Source organism: Clostridium manihotivorum (assembly GCF_004015185.1).
In the GTDB taxonomy this organism is placed as follows: Bacteria; Bacillota; Clostridia; order Clostridiales; family Clostridiaceae; genus Clostridium_AR; species Clostridium_AR manihotivorum.
Map to the genome: position 1 here is coordinate 958178 of NZ_CP025746.1, position 23677 is coordinate 981854.

Genomic DNA, 23677 nt, shown 5'->3' on the forward strand with positions numbered 1-23677 from the left:
AGATTTGATATATTTAAGAAAGTGGAATTTTAAATTTAGGCTATGTTCAACAAAGTACTTTAACAGAGTCTAAATGTATATTATTCTAGCAATAGCTATTTTATGAGGTTATTATTAATATGATTCAATGATATTTCAAATGAAACTTAATTGATTTCATTCAAAAGTGATGATATATTGAAAATATAGTGCAATATTACTTTTAAGATAGAAGGTGATTTTATTTTGAATGAAAGGCAGATGAAGATATTCGAAATCCTTTCTAAAAGTCCTGCAGTTAGTGTAAAAGAACTTTCTGTACAATTAAATGTTTCTGAGGTAACCATAAGAAAAGATTTATCTTCTCTAGAAAATGAAGGCTTGCTTAAAAGAACTCATGGCGGTGCAGTGCAAATGTCATCTGATTCTATAGAGAAAAGGATTATGTTTAAATATGAAGAGAAGCTTAAGATAGCCAAGCAAGCTGCTAAGCTAGTAAAGGAAGGAGAAACGGTACTTATTGAAGCTGGATCTACTAATGCTTTACTAGCTAAAGAACTATCAAATAAAGATAGAGTTCACATTATAACAAACTCACTTTATATTGCTAATACTCTGAAAAGTAATAGAAACGTAAAGGTTACTTTATTAGGAGGAGAATTACAAGAAGAAGCCGAAACTATGGTGGGGCCTTTAACCAAGTTATGCTTAAGTATGTTGGCCGTAAATAAGGCTTTTATTGGAATGGATGGATTTTCAGAAAAGTTAGGATTTACCTGTGGAGATTTCTTGAGGGCTGAAGTAGCTAAGGAAATGTGCTTTAGAGCTGAAAATATTATAATTTTGGCAGAAGCATCAAAATTCAATAATGTGGGCATGACTTCTGTAGTAGATTTATCAAAAGTAAGCATTGTTATAACTAATAATGGTATAGATGAGAGCAAAACTATTATTTTAGAAAAAAATAATATAAAAACTATCATAGTATAGAATAACTACAATAAATACTTAATTAAAGTGAGGAAAATTTTATGAATACAGAAGATTTAAAAAAGCTTTCTGCACAAGAAGCTTTAAAGTTAATTTCGTGTGGAAATATAGTAGGTCTTGGAGGCGGTAGGAGTATAGCCTACTTAATAGAAATGCTAAGTGAAAAACCTGAGCTTAAGGTGAAAATAGTAACCCCATCAATAAAAACTAAGCTTCTATGCATAAAGCATGGGCTTGAGGTTCTACCAACTTATTCAATTGATAGAGTAGATGTGGCTTTTGATGGATGTGATCAGGTAGATAGAGGTTTGAATGCTCTTAAGAGTGGTGGGGCTATACATACTAGGGAGAAGCTTATAGCATCTATGGCGAAAGAGTATATTCTTCTTGTAGACAAAGATAAGGTAGTTGAGAAGCTTGAATTCAAGCATCCGGTGGCAATTGAGGTTCTACTAGAAGCATTGGGGTATGTGGAGAGAGTTTTAAAAGAGATCAAGGCAAATCCTATTGTGAGAGTATCTGGTAATAAAGATGGTTTTTTAATAAGTGATGATGGGAATATTATAATAGATGCTTTCTTCGAAAATGTGGAGGATATAGCACAACTAGATAAAAAGCTTAATTCTATCTTTGGTGTAATTGGAACTTCTTTATTTGTTGACAAGGTTACTAAGGTTATAGTAGCAAGTGAAGATGGAATTGATACTATAAAAAAATAATTAAAGCATTAACCACTGCTTAAACGTCTTGTTGAAATTAACAGGTTAATAATTAGATGCTTTAATGAGCTTAACTTAAGGATTAATAGAAGATATTAAATTGAATAAAGATTTTTATCAAGATAAAGCAGCTACTAAATAAAATAAGGTTAGTAGCTGTTTTGAATTCACTAAAGAAAGTAGCCTCAGCAAATTTTTGCAGAGTAGCATGATAGAGTTGGAGTATGAGGGAAATATATACAGTGCAAAAAAAGATACAAGTGATAAAATAATATTAATATACCTGATGTATAATTATTCACATAGAGGGGTAAATATAAATGCTATTTTATATGAATGAATTTTTAGAAGCTGTTTCATTTGCATTAGACTTTATTGAGATGGATATTTCTGGTGTCAGTTCAAATCATGGAAAAAGAACTGCATACATATCATTGAGAATTGGTGAGGCCATGGGGCTTACATTTGAAGAGCTTCACGATATAGTAGCACTTGGTATTCTGCACGATAATGGGGCTGTAGCAAAAGAACTAGTTTATGAATTAGACAAGGAAAACAATTATAGTATTAAAATTGCTGAAAGTACAATAGCTCACTGTACTATTGGAGAAAGAAATATAAGGATTTATCCATTTATTACGGATGTAACTAATATAATAAAATATCATCATGAGAAATATGATGGGACAGGCTATTTTAATCTTAAGGGTGATGAAATACCAATAATGGCACAGATAATTTCTATGGCAGATCAAATTGAAATTAATTTCGATTTAGTAAATAATGATTTTCTCATGAGAAAAAAAATATATGAGTTTGTAAAAAATAATGAGAAAATAATTTTTTCACCAGAATTAGTTAGAGGGTTTGAAAGAGTAGCTATGCATACTAGTTTTTGGATTGATGTTAAAGATAATTTTATATCGGCAGCTCTAAAAAACATAGAACCTAAATGCTCAAAGGAGCTTTCTTTTAAAGAAATAAGAACTATTACTCAAGTACTGTCCAAGATAATAGATTCCAAGTCAGAGTATACTCAAAGGCATTCTAAAGAATTATCAGAAAAAGTTGAGGTTATGGCTAAATACTACAACTATACCGAAGAAGAAAAATTTAAACTAATGATAGCAGCTGATTTACATGACTTAGGCAAATTAGCCATTTCTAATAATATACTAGATAATCCAGGTAAACTTAATGAAGAAGAATTTGCATTGATAAAAGAGCATACATATTATACACGAGTTGCTTTAGAGCAAATAAGTGGCTTTAATGATATCACAGAGTGGGCATCTAATCATCATGAAAAACTTGATGGAAGTGGATATCCATTTGGTAAGAAAAGTGAACAATTAGATTTCAATTCTAGATTAATGGGATGTCTTGACATATATCAGGCTCTTACTGAAAAAAGGCCATATAGAGAACCGCTGGCTCATTCAGAGGCTATGGCCATATTGAATGATATGTGTAAGAATGGTCTTATAGATAAAAACATATGTAAGGATATTGATTATGTTTTTAATAATTTAGATTTTATTTAAAAATTAAGAAAACAAAACTCTCACAAGCTAGTGAGAGTTTTATTTTTATACCATTTCACTTTTTTCGTTTAACTTACTATACATTCTTTCTTGTTGTCTTGTTGTAAATTGAAAGTAAATCTCTGTATTTGATACAACCTTGTGCCCTAACCACCACTGAAGCTCTTTTATATCCATGTCTGATTCTGCAAGATGAACTGCAGTAGTATGCTTTAGTGAATGAAAATGATGTTTGCTCTTATCTTCTATGTTAGCTATAGCACAATATTTCTTTATTAAGTAATCTAAGGTTTGTCTAGAAATTGGTTTCATTTCTTGACTTCTAAATATAAATTCTGAGTCTAGAAGTATATGTTCCTGATCAATATACTTGTCCAATATTTCTTTAGATATTACATCAAGCCTAATAGTATTATTCTTACTTCCCTTTAACCTTTGGCAGTATATTTCACCTTTATCAGAATTATAATCCTCTTTTTTTATGAGGCCTATTTCAGATGCCCTTAATCCACAACGATATGCAACTCTAAATATTACAAGATCCCTTAACGAATGTTTACTATGTGAATTTTCAATTGCAAGAAAAATACGTTTCATTTCATTTTGAGTAAAATACTTGATTTTCGAGCTTTGGTTTCTCACTAGAACCCTCCTTATGAAATAAGTTATACAAAATAAATATTTTGTAATAGTAACATAAATTATTATTGACTAGAAGTCAATTAAGGAGTGAAATAGTTGAATATTAGTAAAGAAAAAGAGATTTTTAAGCTTAACTTTTATAATTTAAGTTACTCTTTTAAAGAAATAAATATGATACTGGAAGATTATATTAGAAATTATAGAAATGTAGGGGTTGCAATTATTAATATCGATGATTTTAAATCTATAAATATGGTTTATGGATATGATTTTGGTGATTTACTATTAAATAGAGTTATGAGCATAATAAAAAATATAGCTTCCAGTTATGATATGATTTTTAGATTTTGTGGAGATAGATTTATATATATAAGCTGCGAGAATTCATCTGAAGATGAGTTTAGCTTTGTATTAACAAGATTAATTAATAAGCTTAGGGAGCCACTATTTATAGATAGTAAACAAACCTACATTACAGTTAGTATAGGAGCTGTGCCAAATGCGGATAAACTTATAGATAACAATCAAATATTGAGATATTGTGAAAGTGCTTTAGAAGAGGCTAAGCTTAGAGGTGGAAATTGTTATTGTGTTTTTAATAAAAAGCAATATGATGAAATGCTTTTAAGAAAATCCTTAGAGATTGATTTAAGGAAGGCTTTTTACATGAACAAGTTTAAATTATATTTTCAACCTCAAGTAAATATAAGAAATGACAGTATTGATTCTGCGGAAGTATTAGTAAGATGGGAGCATGAAACTAATGGATTACTTATGCCTAACCAGTTTATACATGTTTTAGAGAATAGTAATTTAAGTAATGAGTTTGACTACTGGATATTAAGAGAAGCTTGTAAGCAGAATAAATTATGGCAAGAAAGCGGTCATAAGCCAATTGCTCTATCCGTAAATATTTCTCAGAAGCAGTTTTATGATGAGAATTTTATATTTAATTTAACCAGCATACTAGATGAGACGCAGTTAGATACCAAATATTTGCATATAGAGATAACTGAAAGGATATTAATGGAGCCTCATGAAAAGGCTATAAATATAGTTAATAAAGTAAAAGAATTAGGTGTATCAGTTGTATTAGATGATTTTGGAATAGGATATTCTTCCGTATTAAGTTTTATTGAGATCCCTTTTGATATAGTAAAGCTAGACAAGTCCTTTATAAAATCTATAGGGTATAGTGAAGAAAAACGAAAAAGTGTAGATAAGTTCTTTAAATTTATAAATCAGTTTGATAAGAAAGTTATAATCGAAGGTGTGGAGAATTATGAACAACTAAAATTCATAAGAAAAGCTGGGTCTTATAACGTGCAAGGTTTTTTATTTAGCCCTCCTGTGAATAAGACTACTTTTGAAAGTATGTTTAATTCCTATAAGTAGAGAGGGGGGTGGCAATGAAAATAATAAATGAACTTATAAAAAGTATTATAGAAGATATAAATAAAAATAGTAAATCCGCAAATTATGATAAGCTTTTAGCTAAAAAAGTAGACTTGCTATATGGTTATTGCGATAATGTCCAAAAAACATCTAAGCAGTTAATAGAAAAAATAAATAATCTAGATGATTGCTTGAGTAGTTATAAAGAGTATCATATAGAAAATCATTCAAAAAGCTCAATAATAGTAGAAACTATTTTGCAGTGTAATATATCAAAAGATATTTATAGTATAATATTTCAGATAAATAAAGCTTGTTGCAAAATAAATGAAGCAAAGAAAAATAACAATAAAGATACATATTATAATATTATGGATTTTAAAATGACTAAGTTGAATAGGAAAAGCTTTTATCATGTAAGAAATAAGAAATTATATGATCAACTTAATGATTTTATTAAACTTGTAAATGATAAATACATAGAGATATCTAAAAAAGCATATTATTTTAATAACTATATAAATAACTACATTAGGAATGAAAGAACTATTATAGAAGCTATGGATGAAATAAGTGATTTTGATATAATTGGATATTTAAAGGCTTTAGATGGGTGTATAATAGATATTCTAGATGATATTAATAGTTTGTTAAAACAGAATAGTAAATATATTAACTCATTTAAGAATGACTTTACTTTAAATGATGATAAAGAAGTTGTTAATATTATAAATGCAAATTGATATTAATGTAGTATAAGAGAGGTTATAATAACAAGTGATTAATATTTAGATGAAAAACTTAATAAAGTGAAAAAAAGTATTGACAAATATTGATAAAGTGGTTATTATATAGATATAAAGCAAAGGCGCTTTTACTACAAAGTAAAAGTGCCTTTATTTTTTCTTTATCATAAAGTAGTATCAATAATAAATTATTATTTGAAACTTTATGACAGATTAAAAAATATCAATAAATTAGATTTTAGTATTTAAAAAAGTAATTTTACAGATCTCTATCTAAAGTTATAATAGCGATTTGTAAGAAGTTAAATGTGCTATTTCTTAATAATCATAATAAAACATATATAAAACCTTACTTTTCCCTTTCATGTGTGATAGAGCAATCTATCACCTTTTTTTTATTGTATAGACTAATTATATAAATAAGTATTATCTAAAGCTATCAATATCAAGGCTTTAGAAAACCTATTTATACTAAACAATAAAAAAGAAATCTTATTAGCCTACCATAATTCTCCTTAATACTAATTTTTAAAATAGTGTATAAAAATTAGTAATTTAATGCAAAATAAATCCATAATATTCCTAATAGAATGGAGAGAGTAAAAATGGGGCTTTTTAAATATTTTTTCAGTAAAAAATATCGACAGAAATATTATGGTGATAGTATTCATAATATTACATATAGCATTGATGAAGAAGATAAGATTTACTTAGAAATAAATACTCCGCATAAAGATATTGTGGTTACTAAAAAGCATAGTGGATAAAGTTTTTAATCATATTGCAATATAGAATATATATATTTAATATATTTATATATATGTATCATTTACGAAAACTTAATTTACACATTTTCGATAATCGGCCCTTCTGGGGATTATAGAACCTGCATAAATTAATAGTTAAAGTTGGATACCTATAGGGAACCTTTATGAAAACTTAATTTATACTTTTTACAAAATCGCGGCTTCTGGGGATTTTATAGCATGTATAAATTAATAGTTGAAGTTGGATCCCTATATAATATCTATATTGATTGGAGACAAATATGAATAAAAAGGATTGTAGAAATTTAATAAAGAATAAAAGAAGACTTTTGGATAAAGATGTTAAACTAAGCTCAGATAATGCAATTAAACATAGACTATTAAATATGACTGAATATAAAAAAGCAAAGAACTTGTTTATTTATGTATCTATGGAGGACGAAATATATACTCATGAAATAATAAATCTATCTCTTGCTTTAGGTAAAAAGGTATTTGTTCCTAAAGTAGATAGGGTTTCAAAGACTATGATACCTGTTCAAATAAATTCTATCAATGAACTGATAAAAGTTCCTCCATTTGGTATCTTGGAACCTGAATTTAGCCATATTGAAAATCAGGTTGATAAAATAGATCTAGCAGTAACTCCAGGATTAGCCTTTTCTAGAAATGGAGATAGATTAGGGTACGGGGCTGGTTATTATGATAAGTTTTTTAAAGAAAATAAGGATATAGTTAAGGTTGCCCTTGCTTATGACTTTCAAATTTTAGATTTTATACCAACTGAAGTCCATGATGAAAAAATTAATTTTCTAATATCTGAAAAGGAGTTAATAATAATTTAAATAAAAAAATTTATTATTAAAAATTATTTTTATATATTATAATATTAGTAAAGTTACTAAATTTAACCTTTTGTTATATAGGTTTAAATTAGTAATTAATAATATATTTAAAAGGGGGCAAAAGAATGAAGTTTAATGATTTCAAGTATGAAAGACCAAATTATGATGAGGTCAAGGAGTTGTTTATTTCCATTGTAGCTGAGTTAAAGGGAGCTAATAACTCAGAAAAACAATATCAGTGTATTAAAGAAATAAATAAGATAAGAAACCATATCCAAACAATGGGAACATTAGTGCAAATAAGACATACTATTGATACTACTGATACTTATTATGATGAAGAACAAAATTACTGGGATGAGTACTCACCATTATATAATGAGCTGGATTCGATTTTCTATAAAGAAATTGTTAATTCAAAGTTTAGACCAAGCCTTGAAGAAAAACTAGGTAAGCAGTTTTTTACTCTTGCAGAGTTTTCTTTAAAAGCATTTTCTTCAGAAATAATAGAAGATTTACAACTTGAGAATAAATTAAGCTCAGAATATACAAAACTTATTGCATCGGCAAAGATTCCGTTTGAAGGACAGGAAAGAAATCTTTCAGGTTTGGTACCTTTTATTCAAAGTAAGGATAGAGATGTAAGAAAGAAAGCATCTGATGCAAAATATAGGTTTTTCGTTGAGAATGAAGCTGAGATAGATAGAATATATGATGACTTGGTAAAAGTAAGAACTAGGATAGCAAAAACATTAGGATTTAACAACTTTGTAGAGTTGGGATATATAAGAATGATGAGAAGCGATTATAATCCTGAAATGGTTGCTAACTTCAGAAAACAGGTTAAAGAATATATTGTTCCAGCTGCTTCAAAATTATATGATAGACAAGCTGAAAGGCTAAATTTAAAAGACTTAACTTACTATGATGAAAAATTTGAATTTATTAGTGGCAATGCAGTTCCAAAAGGAACTTCAGAATGGATATTAGAGAATGGTGTAAAGATGTACTCTGAATTGTCTCCAGAAACAAAAGAATTTTTCGACTTTATGGTTGAAGGAGAACTTTTAGATTTGGTTACAAAGAAGGGGAAAGCAGGTGGTGGATACTGCACCTATATACCTGAATATAAGTCTCCATTTATATTCTCTAACTTCAATGGTACTTCAGGTGATGTAGATGTATTAACTCATGAAGCAGGGCATGCATTCCAAGTTTATTCTTCTAGATGGATTGAGATCCCGGAATGCAACTTTCCAACTTATGAAAGCTGTGAAATTCATTCTATGAGTATGGAATTCTTCACTTGGCCTTGGATGAATTTATTTTTCCAAGACGATACGGATAAATACAAGTTTATTCATCTGGGAAGTGCTATAAAGTTTATTCCTTATGGTATAACTGTTGATGAATTCCAGCATTTCATATATGAAAATCCTGATGTAACTCCTGCTGAAAGAAAGAAAGCTTGGAGAGATATAGAAAAGAAGTATTTACCTCATAAGAATTATGAAGGATGCGATTTCTTGGAAAGAGGAGGATGGTGGTTCCAACAAGGACATATATTCGAATCACCTTTCTATTATATTGATTATACCTTAGCTCAAATTTGTGCTCTTCAATTCTGGAAGAGAGCAAATGAAAATAGAGAAGAGGCTTGGAAGGACTATGTTAACTTATGCAAGGTTGGAGGAACAAAATCTTTCTTAGATCTAGTTCAATATGCAAACTTAAAGTCTCCTTTTGAAGATGGATGTGTTGAATCAATTATAACTTCAATAGAGCAGTGGTTAGATTCAGTAGATGACAAGAATCTGTAATATAAGCTGAATTTAAAATATTATATCTAATTAAAAAAGTAGAACTCGGTGGGAGTTCTACTTTTTTTTAATGTTCCTTAGTAGCTATTTCGTTAGCTAATCTATCTACTAATACAGTCAAGTCTAGGGAACCTTCGTCACCAGCTTTTCTGCTTCTAACAGATACTGAATTGCTTTCAGCTTCTTTTTCACCAACGATTAGTATATATGGAGTTTTATCAACAGATGCTTCTCTTATCTTGTAACCTATTTTTTCAGCTCTGTAATCACCTTCAACTCTTACACCTTTAAGTCTTAATGCCTTAACTACTAATTCTGCATAGTCATTGTACTTATCGGATATAGGAAGCACTTTGGCTTGAACTGGAGCTAACCAAGTTGGTAGAGCACCAGCATACTTTTCAATAAGCATTGCAAGTGTTCTTTCATAGCAGCCTATAGAACTTCTATGAATTACATATGGAAGCTTCTTTTCTCCATCCTTATCTATATAAGTCATGTTAAATCTTCCAGCTAGAGCAAAGTCTATTTGAACTGTTATTATAGTATCTTCCTTACCATGAACATTTCTTGCTTGTATATCAAGCTTAGGACCATAGAAAGCTGCTTCTCCGTCTGCTTCTACATAGTCTATATTAAGGTGGTTAAGGATTTCTCTCATTAAGTTTTGAGTATCTTCCCAAGCCTGAGGATTATCTATATACTTTTCCTTATCATTAGGATCCCATTTTGAGAATCTGTATGATATATCATCTTGTATACCTAAAGTAGTCATAACATATTTAATTAAATCTACTACATCCTTAAATTCTTGCTCAACTTGCTCTGGAGTACAAACAATATGACCATCTGCCAAAGTAAATTGTCTAACTCTTGTAAGGCCATGCATTTCACCAGAAGCTTCGTTTCTGAATAATGTAGAAGTCTCAGCGTATCTTAAAGGTAAATCTCTATAACTATGCTGTTCTGCATTGTATATTGAGAACTGGAATGGGCATGTCATTGGTCTTAAACCAAATACTTCGCTATCATGCTCTTCATCCCCTAGAACGAACATTCCATCCTTATAGTGTTGCCAGTGGCCAGATACCTTGTATAAGTCACTTTTAGCCATAAAAGGAGTTTTAGTAAGAAGGTAACCTCTTCTCTCTTCTTCATCTTCTATCCATCTTTGAAGCACTTGAATAACCTTAGCTCCCTTAGGCATTAGTAGTGGAAGTCCTTGACCTATAGTCTCATTAGTAGTAAATAGATTTAATTCTCTTCCAAGCTTGTTATGATCTCTTTGTTTAGCTTCTTCTAATGCAGCTAAATGCTCTTCCAAATCAGATTTTTTTGTGAACGCAGTACCATATATTCTAGTAAGCATCTTATTTTTTTCGTTGCCTCTCCAATATGCACCAGCACTTCTAAGTAGCTTAATAGCTTTTATTACTTTTACTGACATAAGATGTGGGCCTGCACATAAATCAACAAAATCACCAAGCTTGTAGAATGAAATGATTTCGTCTTCTGGTAGATCGTTTATAAGTTCAACCTTATAAGGTTCGTTCTTTTCTTCCATTAGTTTTAGAGCTTCTTGTCTTGGAAGTTCAAATCTCTCTATCTCAGGTTCTTCTTTTATTATTTTTTTCATTTCATCTTCAAGTTTTCCAAGGTCTGCAGCTGAGAATGAATTTTCCTTATCAAAATCATAATAGAATCCATTAGTAATAGATGGTCCTATAGCAAGCTTTGTTTCAGGGAAAAGTCTTTTTACTGCATATGCTAGTATGTGTGAAGTTGTGTGTCTAAAAGCATCTTTTCCTTCTTGAGAGTCAAATGTACAAATACTTAAATTGCAATCTTCCTCTACTTTGAATCTTAAGTCAACAACCTTATCGTTAACTATTCCGCAGCAAGCAATTCTTGCCAATCCTTCACTTATTCCTTTAGCAATTTCATATACTGACAAACCAGCTTCAAATTCTTTTACTGATCCATCTTTAAGAGTAATTTTTAACATATGTGAATCTCCCTTCGTAATAAAATGTTTTTTTTATATCTAAATTAAAGTTGCCACAATTTATGATGCATTATCCAAACTTTAACTACAAGTCAGGATGTATAAAGTACTTTAATATAGAATTGATGAAAATAAAAAACTCCCGTCCCTATATGCAAGGGACGGGAGAATAATATACCCGTGGTTCCACCCAAATTACTTGAAAAAACAAGTCTCTTTAGTAATCTTAACGCGATTTGACGAACTTTATTAAAGTCACTCAGAGGTGGTTTTCAGCTAATTTCATTTAAAAATACTTACACCAAATGTATTTTCTCTCTGCAAATGTACCAAAGCTTACTCTTCTCTTCATAGAATTAAACTAACTATTTTTTATAAATTATAAATTTATTTTATTTTAATGTCAAGTGGTTACAAGCTTAATAATTAATATATGACAGTAAAATAAAATAATCATAAATATAAAGTTAGTATATATTTATTATTTCAAGCTAAAAATTTAGTATTTGGGTGGAGATACGTTTATACTAATCTGTTCAGTAGTAGTATAATGTTTTTATAAAATAAATTATAGATTACATTTAAATAACTATATTTACATAATAAAGTTCAATTATGTAAAGTTATTGCTAACGTATATTTTCCCTTTTAATCTCTATTTTAGAGCTTAAAAATCAAAATACAATTTTTTTATTTCTATTAATGTCTAAGATGATCCTTCATAACTTATAGACGAAATAGGTACAAAGTAGATAAGTGATAAACTATCTAAATCTCCATACTGCTGTTTGTGAGTTGTATTCATTACCATAAGAACTTTCGTAGTTTAAGAATTCTAATCCTAATTCATTTTGGTAGTTACTTATAAAGCTAGTTAATCCTATATTGTTGGTGCTGTAGGAAGGTGTGTAGGGAGAACCTGTAATTTTCTCTATAATGCCAATGGTGGTTATTTCGGAATAATCATTGTATAGCTCTGATATAGCTTTTTTTACCTCTTCTAATAAAATTTCGTCTAAATTTTTCATTTATAAGTTCCTCCGATTTATATTTCTTATGAATTATATTAAGTAAAATTCAATAATATTACTATTAATTGAAAAGAATAACCTATGATAGCTAAAATTAATTATTTACTTAGAATATTAATAAATTAAACCTAATACATTTACATAATACGATATAAATGGTAAAATGTTACTTGAATATTATGCGGCAATAACTCAACGGCAGAGTGTCACCTTCCCAAGGTGGAGGCTGCGGGTTCAAATCCCGTCATCTGGACAAGCTTTTTGACATATAAAGTTTGATAAATAAATAGATTTAGCTAGTTATTTATTTCTATAGAGTTGAGTCCACTATGAGTCCGTTAATTTATTAACTAGTCCTATTTAGAGAACTAAGAGCATTTTGTATTAATCTTCTGTTCTCATCTTTAGTATTGTTGTTATAAATATATCCGATAGTGGTTTCAATGGTGGAATGTCCAAGATATTGACGTATCATCTCAAGGGGTATACCGTTCTTATGCATTTCAGAAGCTACAGTTCTTCTTATATCATGAGCGGATTTTACTTCTATTTTTGCTTTCCTACATAATTTGCGTAATCGCTTATCAATTTCATTCGTTTGAGTGCGTCCATCAGAATCACAGAATATAAAATCATCATCTTTATAGCCATGCTGGATATTTATAACTTTTACCTTTTCAAATATTTTTAATTCATATTCGCCAATAGGGAGATACCTATCACCGTAAGGACTGCGTTTTTTAGTGTGATTGACTACTATAGGGTGTTGTTTTCCATCAGTTCCTAAATCCAATGTTTCCATTCGATGTATGTGTATTTCTTTGTTAATATAGTCTATATCTGAGAACTTCAAGGCGGATACTTCACCTATTCTTAAACCAAGTTTGAATAGAATTAATATTGCATATGCATCTGTATTTTGGGGAAGAACTGATAATTCCACACTAATAGCATTAAATAACTTATCAACTTCTATTTTGTTGTATACACGACTTGAATCATTTTTATGAACTTCTGGAATACAGGCAGAAGTTTTTACCTCAGCATCATTAAATGGATTATCCTTTATCAAACCTTTTCTATATGCGAATTTAAGCATATCTTTAACTATAAATCGCATGTTATTTAGAGTTTTATATGACATAGGATGTTTATTAATGCATGAATATAGAAAATTCTCAATATCATTTGGTGCAATTTTTGCCAGTGGTATAGCTACAAAGGAAGTGTTTTCATAATATTTTCTCCAGTGCTGTTGGTTTCTTATAATTGTTCTAGATGAAATAGTCTCATGCCTACGTTTTTCAAGCCATTGAGGATATAAGTCCTGTAGAGCTTTGACAGTGAAAAAGTAATGTTCATATAATTTATCATACAGAGCATCTTCACTCATTGCTGATATTTTTTTACGCTTACCATCTTCTGACTTTATATATGTTTGCCATCTACTAGATATGTCCTTAGGTGATGTGACTACATATGAGTGTACTTTATTTACTTTTGCTTTTTTCATTATATTTACTATTTTCAACGCATCTAAGTTCATTGTACTATCATTTAATGCTTCGTTCAATAATGAAGTATCATAATGACTCATATTAGTCACCACCTCCTTTTTTATATATAGATTTGATGAGCTTATGCCAATTAACTTTAAGAACGTATTTAACAAAAATGGATGAATGAACTATGAATTTTTAAAAAGCTCAGATATTTTTAACTGTTCAGACTCAGTCAATGGTTATAGTTCCATTTCACGATTAAGATAAGTGGTAATTGAGTCATAAGAAACAACATTATCCTTGTAGTAGACTTTTACCTTTTTTATCCTTCGTAAGAATGCATTCCAAGATTCTTTATCAATTTGCTGTAAATCTTTATATTGCATCTCTAATGACCAATTTGAAATAATGAATACTTTAGTAAAACATGCATATTTATTTGAAAATCTTGCAGGAAGCTCTAATGGATATATATCACAATAGTTAAGCATATCTTTAATTGTTAAACTGGATCTAAACTCATCAAAAACGATTACGGGTTGACAATTATAACTATCGAATGGGTGTGAGTAATCAGTAACTCTATATACATTGTAGTCTCCAAATTCATCTAAAACGCTTCTTGTTTTACCAGAGCCAGTAACACCATAACAATATGTTACCTCTAAATCTAAGCGTCTTGTTCCTTTAAATCTTTCTGTAAGGATAATAGTCCTTAATTTATCTAATTTATCAATCTGTAAGATATAATCTTGATTTTTAGCTATTATTTCAGAATTACTCCAACCATCAAGTACCATTTGGTAGAGTTCCTCCATATCTCTTAACTTGCCTTTATTGTTAGAGGGGATTTCACCCCATTCTTCATAACTATCTTTTATAGAAGTTCCATGCTTTGTGTCATTTTCCCATTTGCCAGATTTCTTAATATAAGCTATATTTTCAGAAACATTTCCTTTTACAGCTTCAATATGTGCTTTAGGGAAATATTTTTTAATTTTAGAAAAACGTACTCTGGAGGTAAGACAAACAAAAATATGAGTGTGAAAGGTTGAACCTTCTTCGTCGGCCATACAAAAATATTCTAAGGTTTTAAAGTTACTTATTAAAATTTCTTTAATCTCATTATGAGAAAATCCATAATTTATAGGATTGTTAATGGTTATTTGGTACATATCTGATTGTTTATCTTTCTGCATATATCCTCCTTTTCTTATTGTGCATTTTGTGCATTTATGATTGCACAAGTATATAGTGCTTGAAATCCTTATGCTGTAAGGGTTTAGGAGTAGTTTTGTATTTGTTTTATATGGAGCGGGTAATACTAACCGCTCCACCATTTATCCCAAGCAGTAATGGCTAGGTTCTTCGCACCGCCATTACTGCTTGATTACTGATAGTATATGTCTTTTCCAATCACTAACATTATTGATTTTAGGATACTTAACTTCTTTTAATTCATATCCATCAGCTAATAGTATACCTTCCCCTTGTCTATAAATTTTATCTGGCAATTCTTCACCACTGAAAAGCATACTTTTTTGCTCTCTACTTAATCTACCTAATGCCACTATAATCATAAAGTTATCTCTAGCACCATTATTAAATAGGCTGTTATCTGCTCTCTGAGTGATTATCCAGATACCAAAGCCTATTCCACGACCTAGCATTAATATTTCTGAAACAGCGCTTAATATGTCAGTGGCATACTTAGTTTTATCTTGCTTGTCCTTCATTTGAAGATAATTAATAAAAGCAGGATATTCGTCACATATCAAGATGTGTCTTGTATCTGAGTTGCCACTTACACGAGCTTCTGTAAAGGCCTTATAGTAGTCCATAATGCCTTTATAACATTTGTTACCACTATAATAATGTTCGTAGTCTTTTAGAAAGTTGAAGTCATTAGAATTTTTAAAATCACAAAAATACACTTTTATAGTAGGTTCTGATTTCAGTAACATTCCTAGTAGATATAGTAAAGCATATGATTTTCCAGAACCACTAGAGCCAGTTATAAGACAATGATTATGTGAGCTTATATCATGTTTTATTGCTATGGTAAGATTGTAATTAGTAAACAAGTCCATATGAAATCCCCAGCGCATTGAATTATTCATCTTTTTTATCATCCCAATCAATATCAATGTCTTGCACATCCTGTTTTTCTTTAGAAGCATGGTAATTATGTTTTACCCAATTACGAAGATACTTAGTTTCTTTGATTCCTATATCATTCAATGCAATAGATAATTGCAAAGTATCTTGATAGATATTTGAACAAATAAAATTATCACATGGAATAAATTTTTGTTGGTTACGTAAATGCTGAATAAGTATTTTTTCGGAAATTCTCTCAATCAATTTTAGGAAGTCAAGGTACTCTAAGTCTGTATTTAAATTAGCAAACTTAAAGTAATAAACTATCCTATTTGAATAAAATCTGAAATTACAGCAATATAATACTTCGAAATATTTTGAAATTTCATGAAACGAAGCGTCAACTAAATCAAAATTAATATCACGACCATCAAACCCTATTGCTACTGGATAGTTGGGCTTTATTGGATGTGAATGGGCGGAAAGCTCTTTAAATACATCCTTTAGAAAGCCTAAACAAATTTTTGTTGCGTCTTGAGTACTACGACCACATTTACTGAATTTTACAGCTATAACTGATGCTATGAAAATAAGAGGTAGTAATATACCTATTTTTACTATATCTAACATTCTAATTTCCTCCTTAAGAGGCTAATTAAAGCCTCTTTAATAATCTAATTTTCCAATACATTTATAGAGTCAGCACTTATACTTAAATCAAAGTTTCCGTTTGAACTTCGATAAGGCTTAGCTATAGCATTACCAAAAGTTACTTTTAATCTATTCTCTGAATTATCAATATATTGTTGAGTTATAACTTCTTTTTCACCTAATACTTTAACTTGAAACTTTTCAAAACTACCTAAATCTACAACTTCATAAGAGTATCCTATTAATCTATCTGTTATTTTTCCTTCTGAATACTGCTTTAAGGCTTTTACATTTAGAAGTATAAAGGTATCATTTTTGAAAATTATTTCTAGTGGTATCCTTAAATCTGTAAGTTTTATCAAAATATTACCTCCTTTCTAAAGCTATATTCGCGCCTACAACTTTGAATAATTACCGGTTGATGCTATTATATAAAAACTATATACAAAAGAGCAAAGTTCATCATATTTTTTATGTCCTACTTTTTGAGTTAATTCTCAACCTGTTTTTGTATAAGTTCATCTAAAAAAGCATACTAATCGTATTTTTTACATATTTTGCAACTATTTTTTTTTATATTATGGTATAATATTGTAAAGATTTGAGTAGGGAGGTTTTTTTGTGGAGAAGAATAGCGAAAGTAAAAAATACAAAAAAACAAATATAAAAAAAGAAATTCGTATTAACAAGAAATGTAAGGTTTTTTCACAATCTTTAATTAATAAGGCGGAAGTTTATGCAAGTTGTGTGGGAGTATCAAAAGAAGTATGCATAGTATATCTTTTGTCAAATCAATGTATTAAATATTGTCATGATAAGACTAGTTTTGTAACCAATTGGTGCCATTTAAGACCAAGGGAAATGGAAGGCTTAGACAGTGAAAATGGAGTAAGTGAAAGTCTTAATGAGGAATTCTCTATATATTTATCAAAAGAACTGTACGAAAAGTTGATAAGAATTAAAAATGAGTTAGGAGATGAAGTAAGAAAGTACCTTAAAAAAAAAGAAGTGTATGTAATAGAATTAGACTTGCTTATAAGAAATATGCTTGCAATGGAACTGAATATCAAACCTGAATTACCAAGTGGGAAATATGAAGATGTGTTAAGTAAACAGATTCATCCAAATCTTTCTGCTATTTTGTTGGAAAGAATTGAAGTTATAGCAAAAGGTATTGGGATTTCTAAGAACGAGCTTATAGCAAATGCAATAGCAGATTATGTAGGTGAAAATTATGGATATTATGACTATAATACATATGGTGATGGCACTGGTAATCAACATTGCGGAGCGTGGCTGTGATGTTAGAAACATAAATGAGAGTAGATGTTTTAATATAGTTATAGATATTTTTCAAAAACATATCTCACTACAAGGTTAAAGTTGGGTGTAATGTATCTAAGGTCTATTTAATTCTCTTTATAAAATAACTGATTATATCGTTATTAATGTAATACTTTTATAAATAAAACTTATTAAAATTTATATATATATGGCCCATAAGCACTTTATGGATTAAGCCTATTCTAATAAACAATTAAATACAATATTTAAATTTACTATGTTATTATTATATATAAAGCTTATAAAAAGCATGAGGTGGAAATTGAATGTTTAAGAATAAGAAAAAAATTAGTATATATATCTCCGTTATAAGCATTATTGCAATTGCTTTAATTGTAACTACAATAAAAAACAATATAGCAAGTAATGAAAAAGTAGCAACAAAGATTGATAAAAAAAGGACGGAACAAACACAAGCTCAACCACAGGAGCAACAACCTCAGCAAGTAGCACAGGCTACACCACAACCTCAACAAAACAAAGAGGAAGATACTCCAAAGGTAAATGTAATTGAGGATAACAGAGTAGGGGGAGAGGGTAATCAGCAGACTATAAAGACAAACAATGGTTCTGCACCACAGCAACAATCACAATCTCAACAATCAAAACCAACTCCACAACCTCAAGCACAACAAGAACAGAAACCAACTCAACAAGGGATTCAAACACAGTATGGTGACCACACTTATGGGGTAAGAAATCAAGATGAATATAACAAGGTAATGAACAAAGTAAGAGTAGCTGCATCTACTGTAGGTAGTCAACAAATAGATGAGGATTATATGGCATATTTAAATGGAGACAGAGCAGAAAATTATCCAGAAGATTCTGATAAGTATCGTGCTTTGAAGGGTGCAGAGAGAAGCATAGGCTATATGAACTTAAAATGTGGTAAAGATGCTACAATAAAATGGATGAAGGTACAGATGGCTGCAAATAAACTAGCAAGATCAGCTAATGCAAAAAATCCTTATGATGGTTCACCTAGTAGTGCTTATGATGTACTGTATAATGGCTTAGTAGACTGTGATGCTAACTCACAAGTTAAGTCTGCAGTATATGATGCATCTGGCTTTGAAACATCAGTAAGATATGCAAACGGGCATGCTTGGGAAGTAGTAAAGGTAGGTAATATATGGTGGGATAATGAGGGTGTTCCTTCAGGACTAAACGGAAACGCACTTTCCAATCCAAACTAAGCACATTCAATACAATAATTTAGAGTTGTATACAAGCTATACAACTCTTTTATTATAAGTAAATAAGGGGTATTTTTAGAATATTTATTGACTACTCGACATTGATATAGATTAAAATGTATAACTATGAAAGGAGGTGATAGTATGCTTAATTATAAACTTATGCACACAAGAGGTTTAATAATGTTAAATGCATACGAAAAGGTATTTATTCCTTTCATAATTATTATACTTATGGTAGGAGACTATTTAGTGTATTCTTCTAATGTTGCGAGTAGTCTATTTATAGTATTAGGTGATTTGAGTCCCTTATTGAGTCCATAAGAATATTGATGCGTTGAAACTCCTTTCCTTGTTAGTTCTTCAATTTGTATAAGGGTTCAAATCCCGTTTGCCGCTCCAAAATATAAAAAAGGTGTTGACTTTATTTTTATATAGTGTATAATATGTTTTGTGAGTAATGCAGATGTGGCGGAATTGGCAGACGCACTAGACTTAGGATCTAGCGCCTACGGCGTGGGGGTTCGACTCCCTTCATCTGCACCAATCTTGCGGAAGTGACTCAATGGTAGAGTGTCACCTTGCCAAGGTGAAGGTCGCGGGTTCGAGTCCCGTCTTCCGCTCCATAAAAGATAGTTGATAATTCAACTATCTTTTTTGTTTTTTATAAGATATTTAAACTATGATTAATTTCTATAAAGTACTTTGACAAAATCATATTAATTCTTTGCGCAAGCTCATCTAAGTATCGGATGACTGACAACTTAATTTCAACACAGTACTCTAATAGCGCCAAAATTTAAAATAAGCAGAATCATTTAATAAATGATCCTACTTATTTTAATAGTTAGATAACATTTTCTCTAATAAACAATCTTCTATCATCTCTGAATTATATGTTTTTTTACCCATTATATTAAAGATAATATCGTCAGTTTTATAGCCTTCTTTAAATAACTTTATATTCTTAACAAGTTTTTTAAGACAATTAGTATTTATATTTAACACCCTAATAAGTTCATTAAAGGTGTAATAATCTTTATATAGAATAGAACTTAATTTTTCTTGCATTTCGACTTTATATTTTAGATTAATTATGTTATTTCGATGGGGCCCATCTTTTCCTCGATGATGATTATGACATAAATATTTATAGTTTAGATTTATGTCAAGTCCACCTTCACTCTTGTAGACTATATGATGAATATCTGCTGATTTACCACATACTTCACAGCAATACATAGAGTTCCTCCTATATGTTTTATAATTATAAAATATCATGAACTATAATTACAATCAAGCACATAATTGTTGAAAGGTTGCCTTACTATAGCATAGGTGGAAATTAAAAAAATATTAACTAATTTTTTTAAAACATTGCATTAAAAAGTAGTGTGGAATATAATAAAATTAGAAAAGGTTTACAAATAAATAGAGGGAGTGATTAAATGATTGTAACTTATAATTCAATAGATTATTGGGATAAGTTAATAAGAAGTAATAAGACTCTAAAGTCTAGAATATTTGAGGATGAACCGATAACAGAGAAAACTGTATATATGCATTATGTTATTTTTACTAGAAAATCTGGAATCCAAAGCGTTTGGACTCCTATACCTAAAGTTAAGATGTTGTTAGGATATATACAATATTGTTTATTACCAGAGGCGTTTTATAAATGGATAGAAGGAAAATACAAAAATATTTCTGAATTTTCTCAATTAAATGTTATGAAGATTATATCAGAGGGACTAGTCAGTGGAAAATTAACTAAAGAAGAAGCAAATGTTATGAAAAAGCAAGTAGAGTTTGTAAGAAGTTTGTGGGATGTACCTAGCGCTAATATAATGAAGGAACTAAAAAAATTTGCTAGAGAATTCAATATGAGTTGGTTAGGTGATATAGATACATTTTTATATATGAAGGTGTTTGCATCAGCAGCAGAACTAGGAGAGTTTGTTATTAATACTAATCTGCAAACTGATAGTGAAGATGACTTTGAAAAAAAGATAGGTATGGATGAGGCTAGTTGGCTTAGGTTGTGCGATGAAGTGCATAAGGACAACGAAAAAGCAGAAAAATTTAAATTGATATTAACTAGAGATTTAACAGAAATAGTTTAATTTGAATATTATATGTTGACAATTGGTATAATATATAATATAATAATTTTTGTTTGAAATGCGTCTTTAGCTCAGCTGGATAGAGCAACGCCCTTCTAAGGCGTGGGCCAGGGGTTCGAATCCCTTAAGACGCACCATATTTTGGGATGTCGCCAAGCGGTAAGGCAATGGACTTTGACTCCATCATGCGTAGGTTCAAATCCTGCCATCCCAGCCAAAGCACGCTATGCCGTGCTGTTTGTTTTTATTAATTTATAAAACACAACTTTACGTATAAGTAAATCAAGTAATATATTTACAAATATATTATAAAGTGATAATATTAGTATGTATTTGTTGGGGTGTCGCCAAGTGGTAAGGCAGTGGACTCTGACTCCGCCAGTCGTAGGTTCGAATCCTGCCACCCCAGCCATTTAAATTTTTGTTGACAAGTTGTTAAAAAGTAGATATAATAATTTTAGTAAATATGCGGGTATCGTATATCGGTAATACTCCAGCCTTCCAAGCTGAAAAGGTGGGTTCGACTCCCACTACCCGCTCCATATAAGCACCATTAGCTCAGTTGGTAGAGCACCTGACTCTTAATCAGGGTGCCCTGGGTTCGAGTCCCTGATGGTGCACCAATAATCATAATCATAGATTATGATTTTTTTGTTTTATACGCATTTATAAAGTTTTTTTATGTAGAAAGTATTATTGAAATCTAAAGCACCTGAAAAAGAATAATAGAAAAGCCTGTTTTTTTCGTAGGAAAACATAAGATTAAATTGTAATCACATTCATTAAATGGTATTATATTACAAAATCATAAATCGAGGTGTGAGTATGTTCATATATATAAATTTGATTTTATTATTTTTACTAATTTCTTTTTGTGTATATAGAATTAGATCTAGATATGGTTCTAGAAAAAGTAAGGTTAGCTTTTTTGTGAGAGAATTGATATACTTTGTTCTCTTGATAGTTCTACTATATGGGAAATCTATACTTTTTACTTTAACATAAGGCCTGTAACCTTAAGAAATTGCCTCAACACTACTTTTAAAATGATAAAAAGTAATATAAATTGGCTAGCGATTCTTATTAAGGTTAAAATAAATAAACCATGAATTTATTTATAAGTATTATTGAGTCGGTTATACATAAAATATATTTAGTGAAAGGTTTCTTTATAAATCTAATATTATATATATTTAAGAAACCGATCCAATTATCAACAAGCAAAGATTTTAAAAATCTTGTAAGGAGGCTAGTAACAGTTAAAGAAAACTAATAAAAAATTATAAACTATGATAATTTTTTATAAAGTCCTCATTTCGTTGAGGTCGGTGGTTTATTGTGATTCCCATACATTGCGAAAGTGATGTAGTCATCCAGTAGAATGGTGAGGGTGTTTAACACCGTGTGGAGAGATAAAGATTAATTTGATAAATATTAAGAAAGGAGAATGTTGACACTTCGTAAACTAAGCACTAACAAGCGTTTACGAATATGTACCGTGCGTTTTACGGGAATTTAAGCCTTTGGAGAACTATATCAAACAAAAGTAGTTTACTCTTTTGAGTTTACAAAATTGGGTTCAACGAAAAAGGAATGAACTTTATAGAGTTTTATAAGGTTTTGTCAACGGTAATATTTATGAATGATGGAAGAAGACATGAAATAGAGAATAGAATAGATCAGATAGTTGATACAGTAGAGAAGTATACAAGAACAGAAAGACATCTAGAACAAAACTTAGATATAATATCTGATGATCAATTAGAACATACAGAAAAGATACAAAATGCTAGAAAAAGAGAGATAGATACATTAAAAGATAAGATTGTTTACGGCGACAATTATAAAGAAGACGAAGAGCAGAATATAATTGATAATATGATAAACAGCGCAGGCTATATAAAGAATAATGGAGATAATATGCCTAAAGAGAATCTTAAGAACTTGTTGGAGAAGCAAGAGAACAGAAAAGATCATTTAGAAACATTTTAAGTTTTGGCTCTTTTCAACAATATTCTTAAACATAGCCTAAGTATTAGCAAATGAAAAGTTAAAGGTGGTACATTTTTATGTGCCACCTTTAACTTTTTAATGTATAGTGAAGTATAAAATTTTAGGGTCTCTAGGTCTAGTAATATCAAGGCTTTAGAGTGGCTATTTAGGGTGAACGGTAAAAAAGTCTTATTAGCCTGCCGGATTTTCTTAATATAAATTGGGAAAGGCAGATGCGTAAAAAAGCTCACTGAAGAAGGGCACTTCAGTGACTTTTTTGCTG

At 29.9% G+C, this 23677-nt stretch carries 22 protein-coding genes, 8 tRNA genes and 1 other annotated feature; of the genes, 21 read left to right on the forward strand and 9 right to left on the reverse strand.

The annotated features are described in order from the left end of the window. The first annotated feature begins 225 nt into the window (after nt 1-225). The 3 genes from C1I91_RS04265 (at nt 226) to C1I91_RS04275 (ending at nt 3232) form a co-directional block, all read left to right on the forward strand. Nucleotides 226-969 (forward strand): DeoR/GlpR family DNA-binding transcription regulator, encoded by a 744-nt coding sequence (locus C1I91_RS04265; RefSeq protein ID WP_128211438.1) that lies wholly within the window; start codon nt 226-228, stop codon nt 967-969. A gap of 41 nt (nt 970-1010) precedes the next feature. Then, nucleotides 1011-1688, forward strand: coding sequence for a ribose 5-phosphate isomerase A (gene rpiA / locus C1I91_RS04270; protein ID WP_128211441.1), 678 nt, complete (start codon nt 1011-1013; stop codon nt 1686-1688). A 320-nt stretch (nt 1689-2008) separates the two neighbouring features. After that, nucleotides 2009-3232, forward strand: a complete 1224-nt coding sequence (locus tag C1I91_RS04275) for an HD-GYP domain-containing protein (protein ID WP_128211443.1) — start codon at nt 2009-2011, stop codon at nt 3230-3232. A 45-nt stretch (nt 3233-3277) separates the two neighbouring features. On the opposite strand, the gene C1I91_RS04280 is transcribed toward C1I91_RS04275, so the two are convergent. Continuing rightward, nucleotides 3278-3829 carry a tyrosine-type recombinase/integrase gene (locus C1I91_RS04280; RefSeq protein WP_238476022.1) on the reverse strand — a complete coding sequence of 184 codons (552 nt, stop codon included), beginning with the start codon at nt 3827-3829 and terminating at the stop codon, nt 3278-3280. Between the two features lie 141 nt (nt 3830-3970). On the opposite strand from C1I91_RS04280, the gene C1I91_RS04285 reads away from it, so the two are divergent. From C1I91_RS04285 to C1I91_RS04300, 5 genes are all read left to right on the forward strand, one after another. After that, nucleotides 3971-5269, forward strand: a complete 1299-nt coding sequence (locus C1I91_RS04285) for a putative bifunctional diguanylate cyclase/phosphodiesterase (protein ID WP_128211447.1) — start codon at nt 3971-3973, stop codon at nt 5267-5269. A 14-nt stretch (nt 5270-5283) separates the two neighbouring features. After that, nucleotides 5284-6012, forward strand: a complete 729-nt coding sequence (locus C1I91_RS04290) for a hypothetical protein (protein WP_128211449.1) — start codon at nt 5284-5286, stop codon at nt 6010-6012. A gap of 608 nt (nt 6013-6620) precedes the next feature. Next, entirely contained in the window at nt 6621-6782 is a 162-nt protein-coding gene (locus C1I91_RS28000; RefSeq protein ID WP_164880432.1) for a hypothetical protein, read from the forward strand. A gap of 281 nt (nt 6783-7063) precedes the next feature. Then, the gene (locus C1I91_RS04295) at nt 7064-7627 is read left to right on the forward strand and encodes a 5-formyltetrahydrofolate cyclo-ligase (RefSeq protein ID WP_128211450.1); all 564 of its coding nucleotides are present in this window, start codon (nt 7064-7066) and stop codon (nt 7625-7627) included. A gap of 125 nt (nt 7628-7752) precedes the next feature. Beyond that, complete coding sequence (locus C1I91_RS04300) at nt 7753-9447, forward strand: M3 family oligoendopeptidase (RefSeq protein ID WP_128211452.1); 1695 nt, start codon at nt 7753-7755, stop codon at nt 9445-9447. Nucleotides 9448-9514: 67 nt separating this feature from the next. On the opposite strand, the gene thrS is transcribed toward C1I91_RS04300, so the two are convergent. Both thrS and C1I91_RS04310 read right to left on the reverse strand, forming a co-directional pair. Next, the gene (gene thrS / locus C1I91_RS04305) at nt 9515-11452 is read right to left on the reverse strand and encodes a threonine--tRNA ligase (protein ID WP_128211454.1); all 1938 of its coding nucleotides are present in this window, start codon (nt 11450-11452) and stop codon (nt 9515-9517) included. A gap of 154 nt (nt 11453-11606) precedes the next feature. Next, nucleotides 11607-11813, reverse strand: a binding site (T-box leader). A 403-nt stretch (nt 11814-12216) separates the two neighbouring features. Beyond that, complete coding sequence (locus C1I91_RS04310) at nt 12217-12480, reverse strand: hypothetical protein (protein WP_128211456.1); 264 nt, start codon at nt 12478-12480, stop codon at nt 12217-12219. A gap of 192 nt (nt 12481-12672) precedes the next feature. Between C1I91_RS04310 and C1I91_RS28005 the strand changes: the two genes are divergently transcribed. Then, nucleotides 12673-12733 (forward strand) — tRNA-Gly (locus tag C1I91_RS28005). Nucleotides 12734-12829: 96 nt separating this feature from the next. Here the strand turns inward: C1I91_RS28005 and C1I91_RS04315 are convergent. The 5 genes from C1I91_RS04315 to C1I91_RS04335 form a co-directional block, all read right to left on the reverse strand. Next, nucleotides 12830-14080 (reverse strand): tyrosine-type recombinase/integrase, encoded by a 1251-nt coding sequence (locus tag C1I91_RS04315; protein WP_128211458.1) that lies wholly within the window; start codon nt 14078-14080, stop codon nt 12830-12832. Between the two features lie 144 nt (nt 14081-14224). Beyond that, entirely contained in the window at nt 14225-15184 is a 960-nt protein-coding gene (locus tag C1I91_RS04320; protein WP_164880433.1) for a replication protein, read from the reverse strand. Nucleotides 15185-15364: 180 nt separating this feature from the next. Next, complete coding sequence (locus C1I91_RS04325) at nt 15365-16105, reverse strand: FtsK/SpoIIIE domain-containing protein (protein ID WP_164880434.1); 741 nt, start codon at nt 16103-16105, stop codon at nt 15365-15367. Continuing rightward, nucleotides 16098-16715, reverse strand: a complete 618-nt coding sequence (locus C1I91_RS04330) for a hypothetical protein (protein ID WP_128211464.1) — start codon at nt 16713-16715, stop codon at nt 16098-16100. Before C1I91_RS04330 ends, C1I91_RS04325 begins: the two co-directional genes overlap by 8 nt. Before the next feature lie 44 nt (nt 16716-16759). Beyond that, the gene (locus C1I91_RS04335; RefSeq protein WP_128211466.1) at nt 16760-17098 is read right to left on the reverse strand and encodes a hypothetical protein; all 339 of its coding nucleotides are present in this window, start codon (nt 17096-17098) and stop codon (nt 16760-16762) included. Nucleotides 17099-17357: 259 nt separating this feature from the next. Here C1I91_RS04335 and C1I91_RS04340 point away from each other — a divergent pair, with 259 nt between their 5' ends. From C1I91_RS04340 to C1I91_RS04360, 5 genes are all read left to right on the forward strand, one after another. Next, on the forward strand, nt 17358-18038 hold the full coding sequence (locus C1I91_RS04340; RefSeq protein ID WP_128211468.1) for a hypothetical protein: 681 nt from the start codon (nt 17358-17360) through the stop codon (nt 18036-18038). A gap of 308 nt (nt 18039-18346) precedes the next feature. Beyond that, nucleotides 18347-19279 carry a hypothetical protein gene (locus C1I91_RS04345; RefSeq protein WP_128211470.1) on the forward strand — a complete coding sequence of 311 codons (933 nt, stop codon included), beginning with the start codon at nt 18347-18349 and terminating at the stop codon, nt 19277-19279. Between the two features lie 144 nt (nt 19280-19423). Then, nucleotides 19424-19603, forward strand: a complete 180-nt coding sequence (locus C1I91_RS04350; protein ID WP_128211472.1) for a hypothetical protein — start codon at nt 19424-19426, stop codon at nt 19601-19603. 138 nt (nt 19604-19741) lie between these two features. Continuing rightward, nucleotides 19742-19825, forward strand: a tRNA-Leu gene (locus C1I91_RS04355). Between the two features lie 5 nt (nt 19826-19830). Further along, nucleotides 19831-19905, forward strand: a tRNA-Gly gene (locus C1I91_RS04360). Between the two features lie 214 nt (nt 19906-20119). Here the strand turns inward: C1I91_RS04360 and C1I91_RS04365 are convergent. Continuing rightward, a complete protein-coding gene (locus tag C1I91_RS04365; protein ID WP_128211474.1) occupies nt 20120-20521 on the reverse strand; it encodes an HNH endonuclease in 402 nt (133 codons plus the stop codon). Nucleotides 20522-20727: 206 nt separating this feature from the next. Between C1I91_RS04365 and C1I91_RS04370 the strand changes: the two genes are divergently transcribed. From C1I91_RS04370 to C1I91_RS04400, 7 genes are all read left to right on the forward strand, one after another. Then, the gene (locus tag C1I91_RS04370) at nt 20728-21402 is read left to right on the forward strand and encodes a hypothetical protein (RefSeq protein ID WP_128211476.1); all 675 of its coding nucleotides are present in this window, start codon (nt 20728-20730) and stop codon (nt 21400-21402) included. 60 nt (nt 21403-21462) lie between these two features. Next, a tRNA-Arg gene (locus C1I91_RS04375) sits at nt 21463-21539 on the forward strand. Nucleotides 21540-21544: 5 nt separating this feature from the next. Next, nucleotides 21545-21619: transfer RNA gene (locus tag C1I91_RS04380), tRNA-Gln, on the forward strand. Between the two features lie 120 nt (nt 21620-21739). Further along, nucleotides 21740-21814, forward strand: a tRNA-Gln gene (locus C1I91_RS04385). A 56-nt stretch (nt 21815-21870) separates the two neighbouring features. Then, a tRNA-Gly gene (locus tag C1I91_RS04390) sits at nt 21871-21944 on the forward strand. 5 nt (nt 21945-21949) lie between these two features. Then, nucleotides 21950-22025: transfer RNA gene (locus C1I91_RS04395), tRNA-Lys, on the forward strand. A gap of 1015 nt (nt 22026-23040) precedes the next feature. Beyond that, a complete protein-coding gene (locus C1I91_RS04400) occupies nt 23041-23394 on the forward strand; it encodes a hypothetical protein (protein WP_128211478.1) in 354 nt (117 codons plus the stop codon). Nucleotides 23395-23677: the final 283 nt, after the last annotated feature.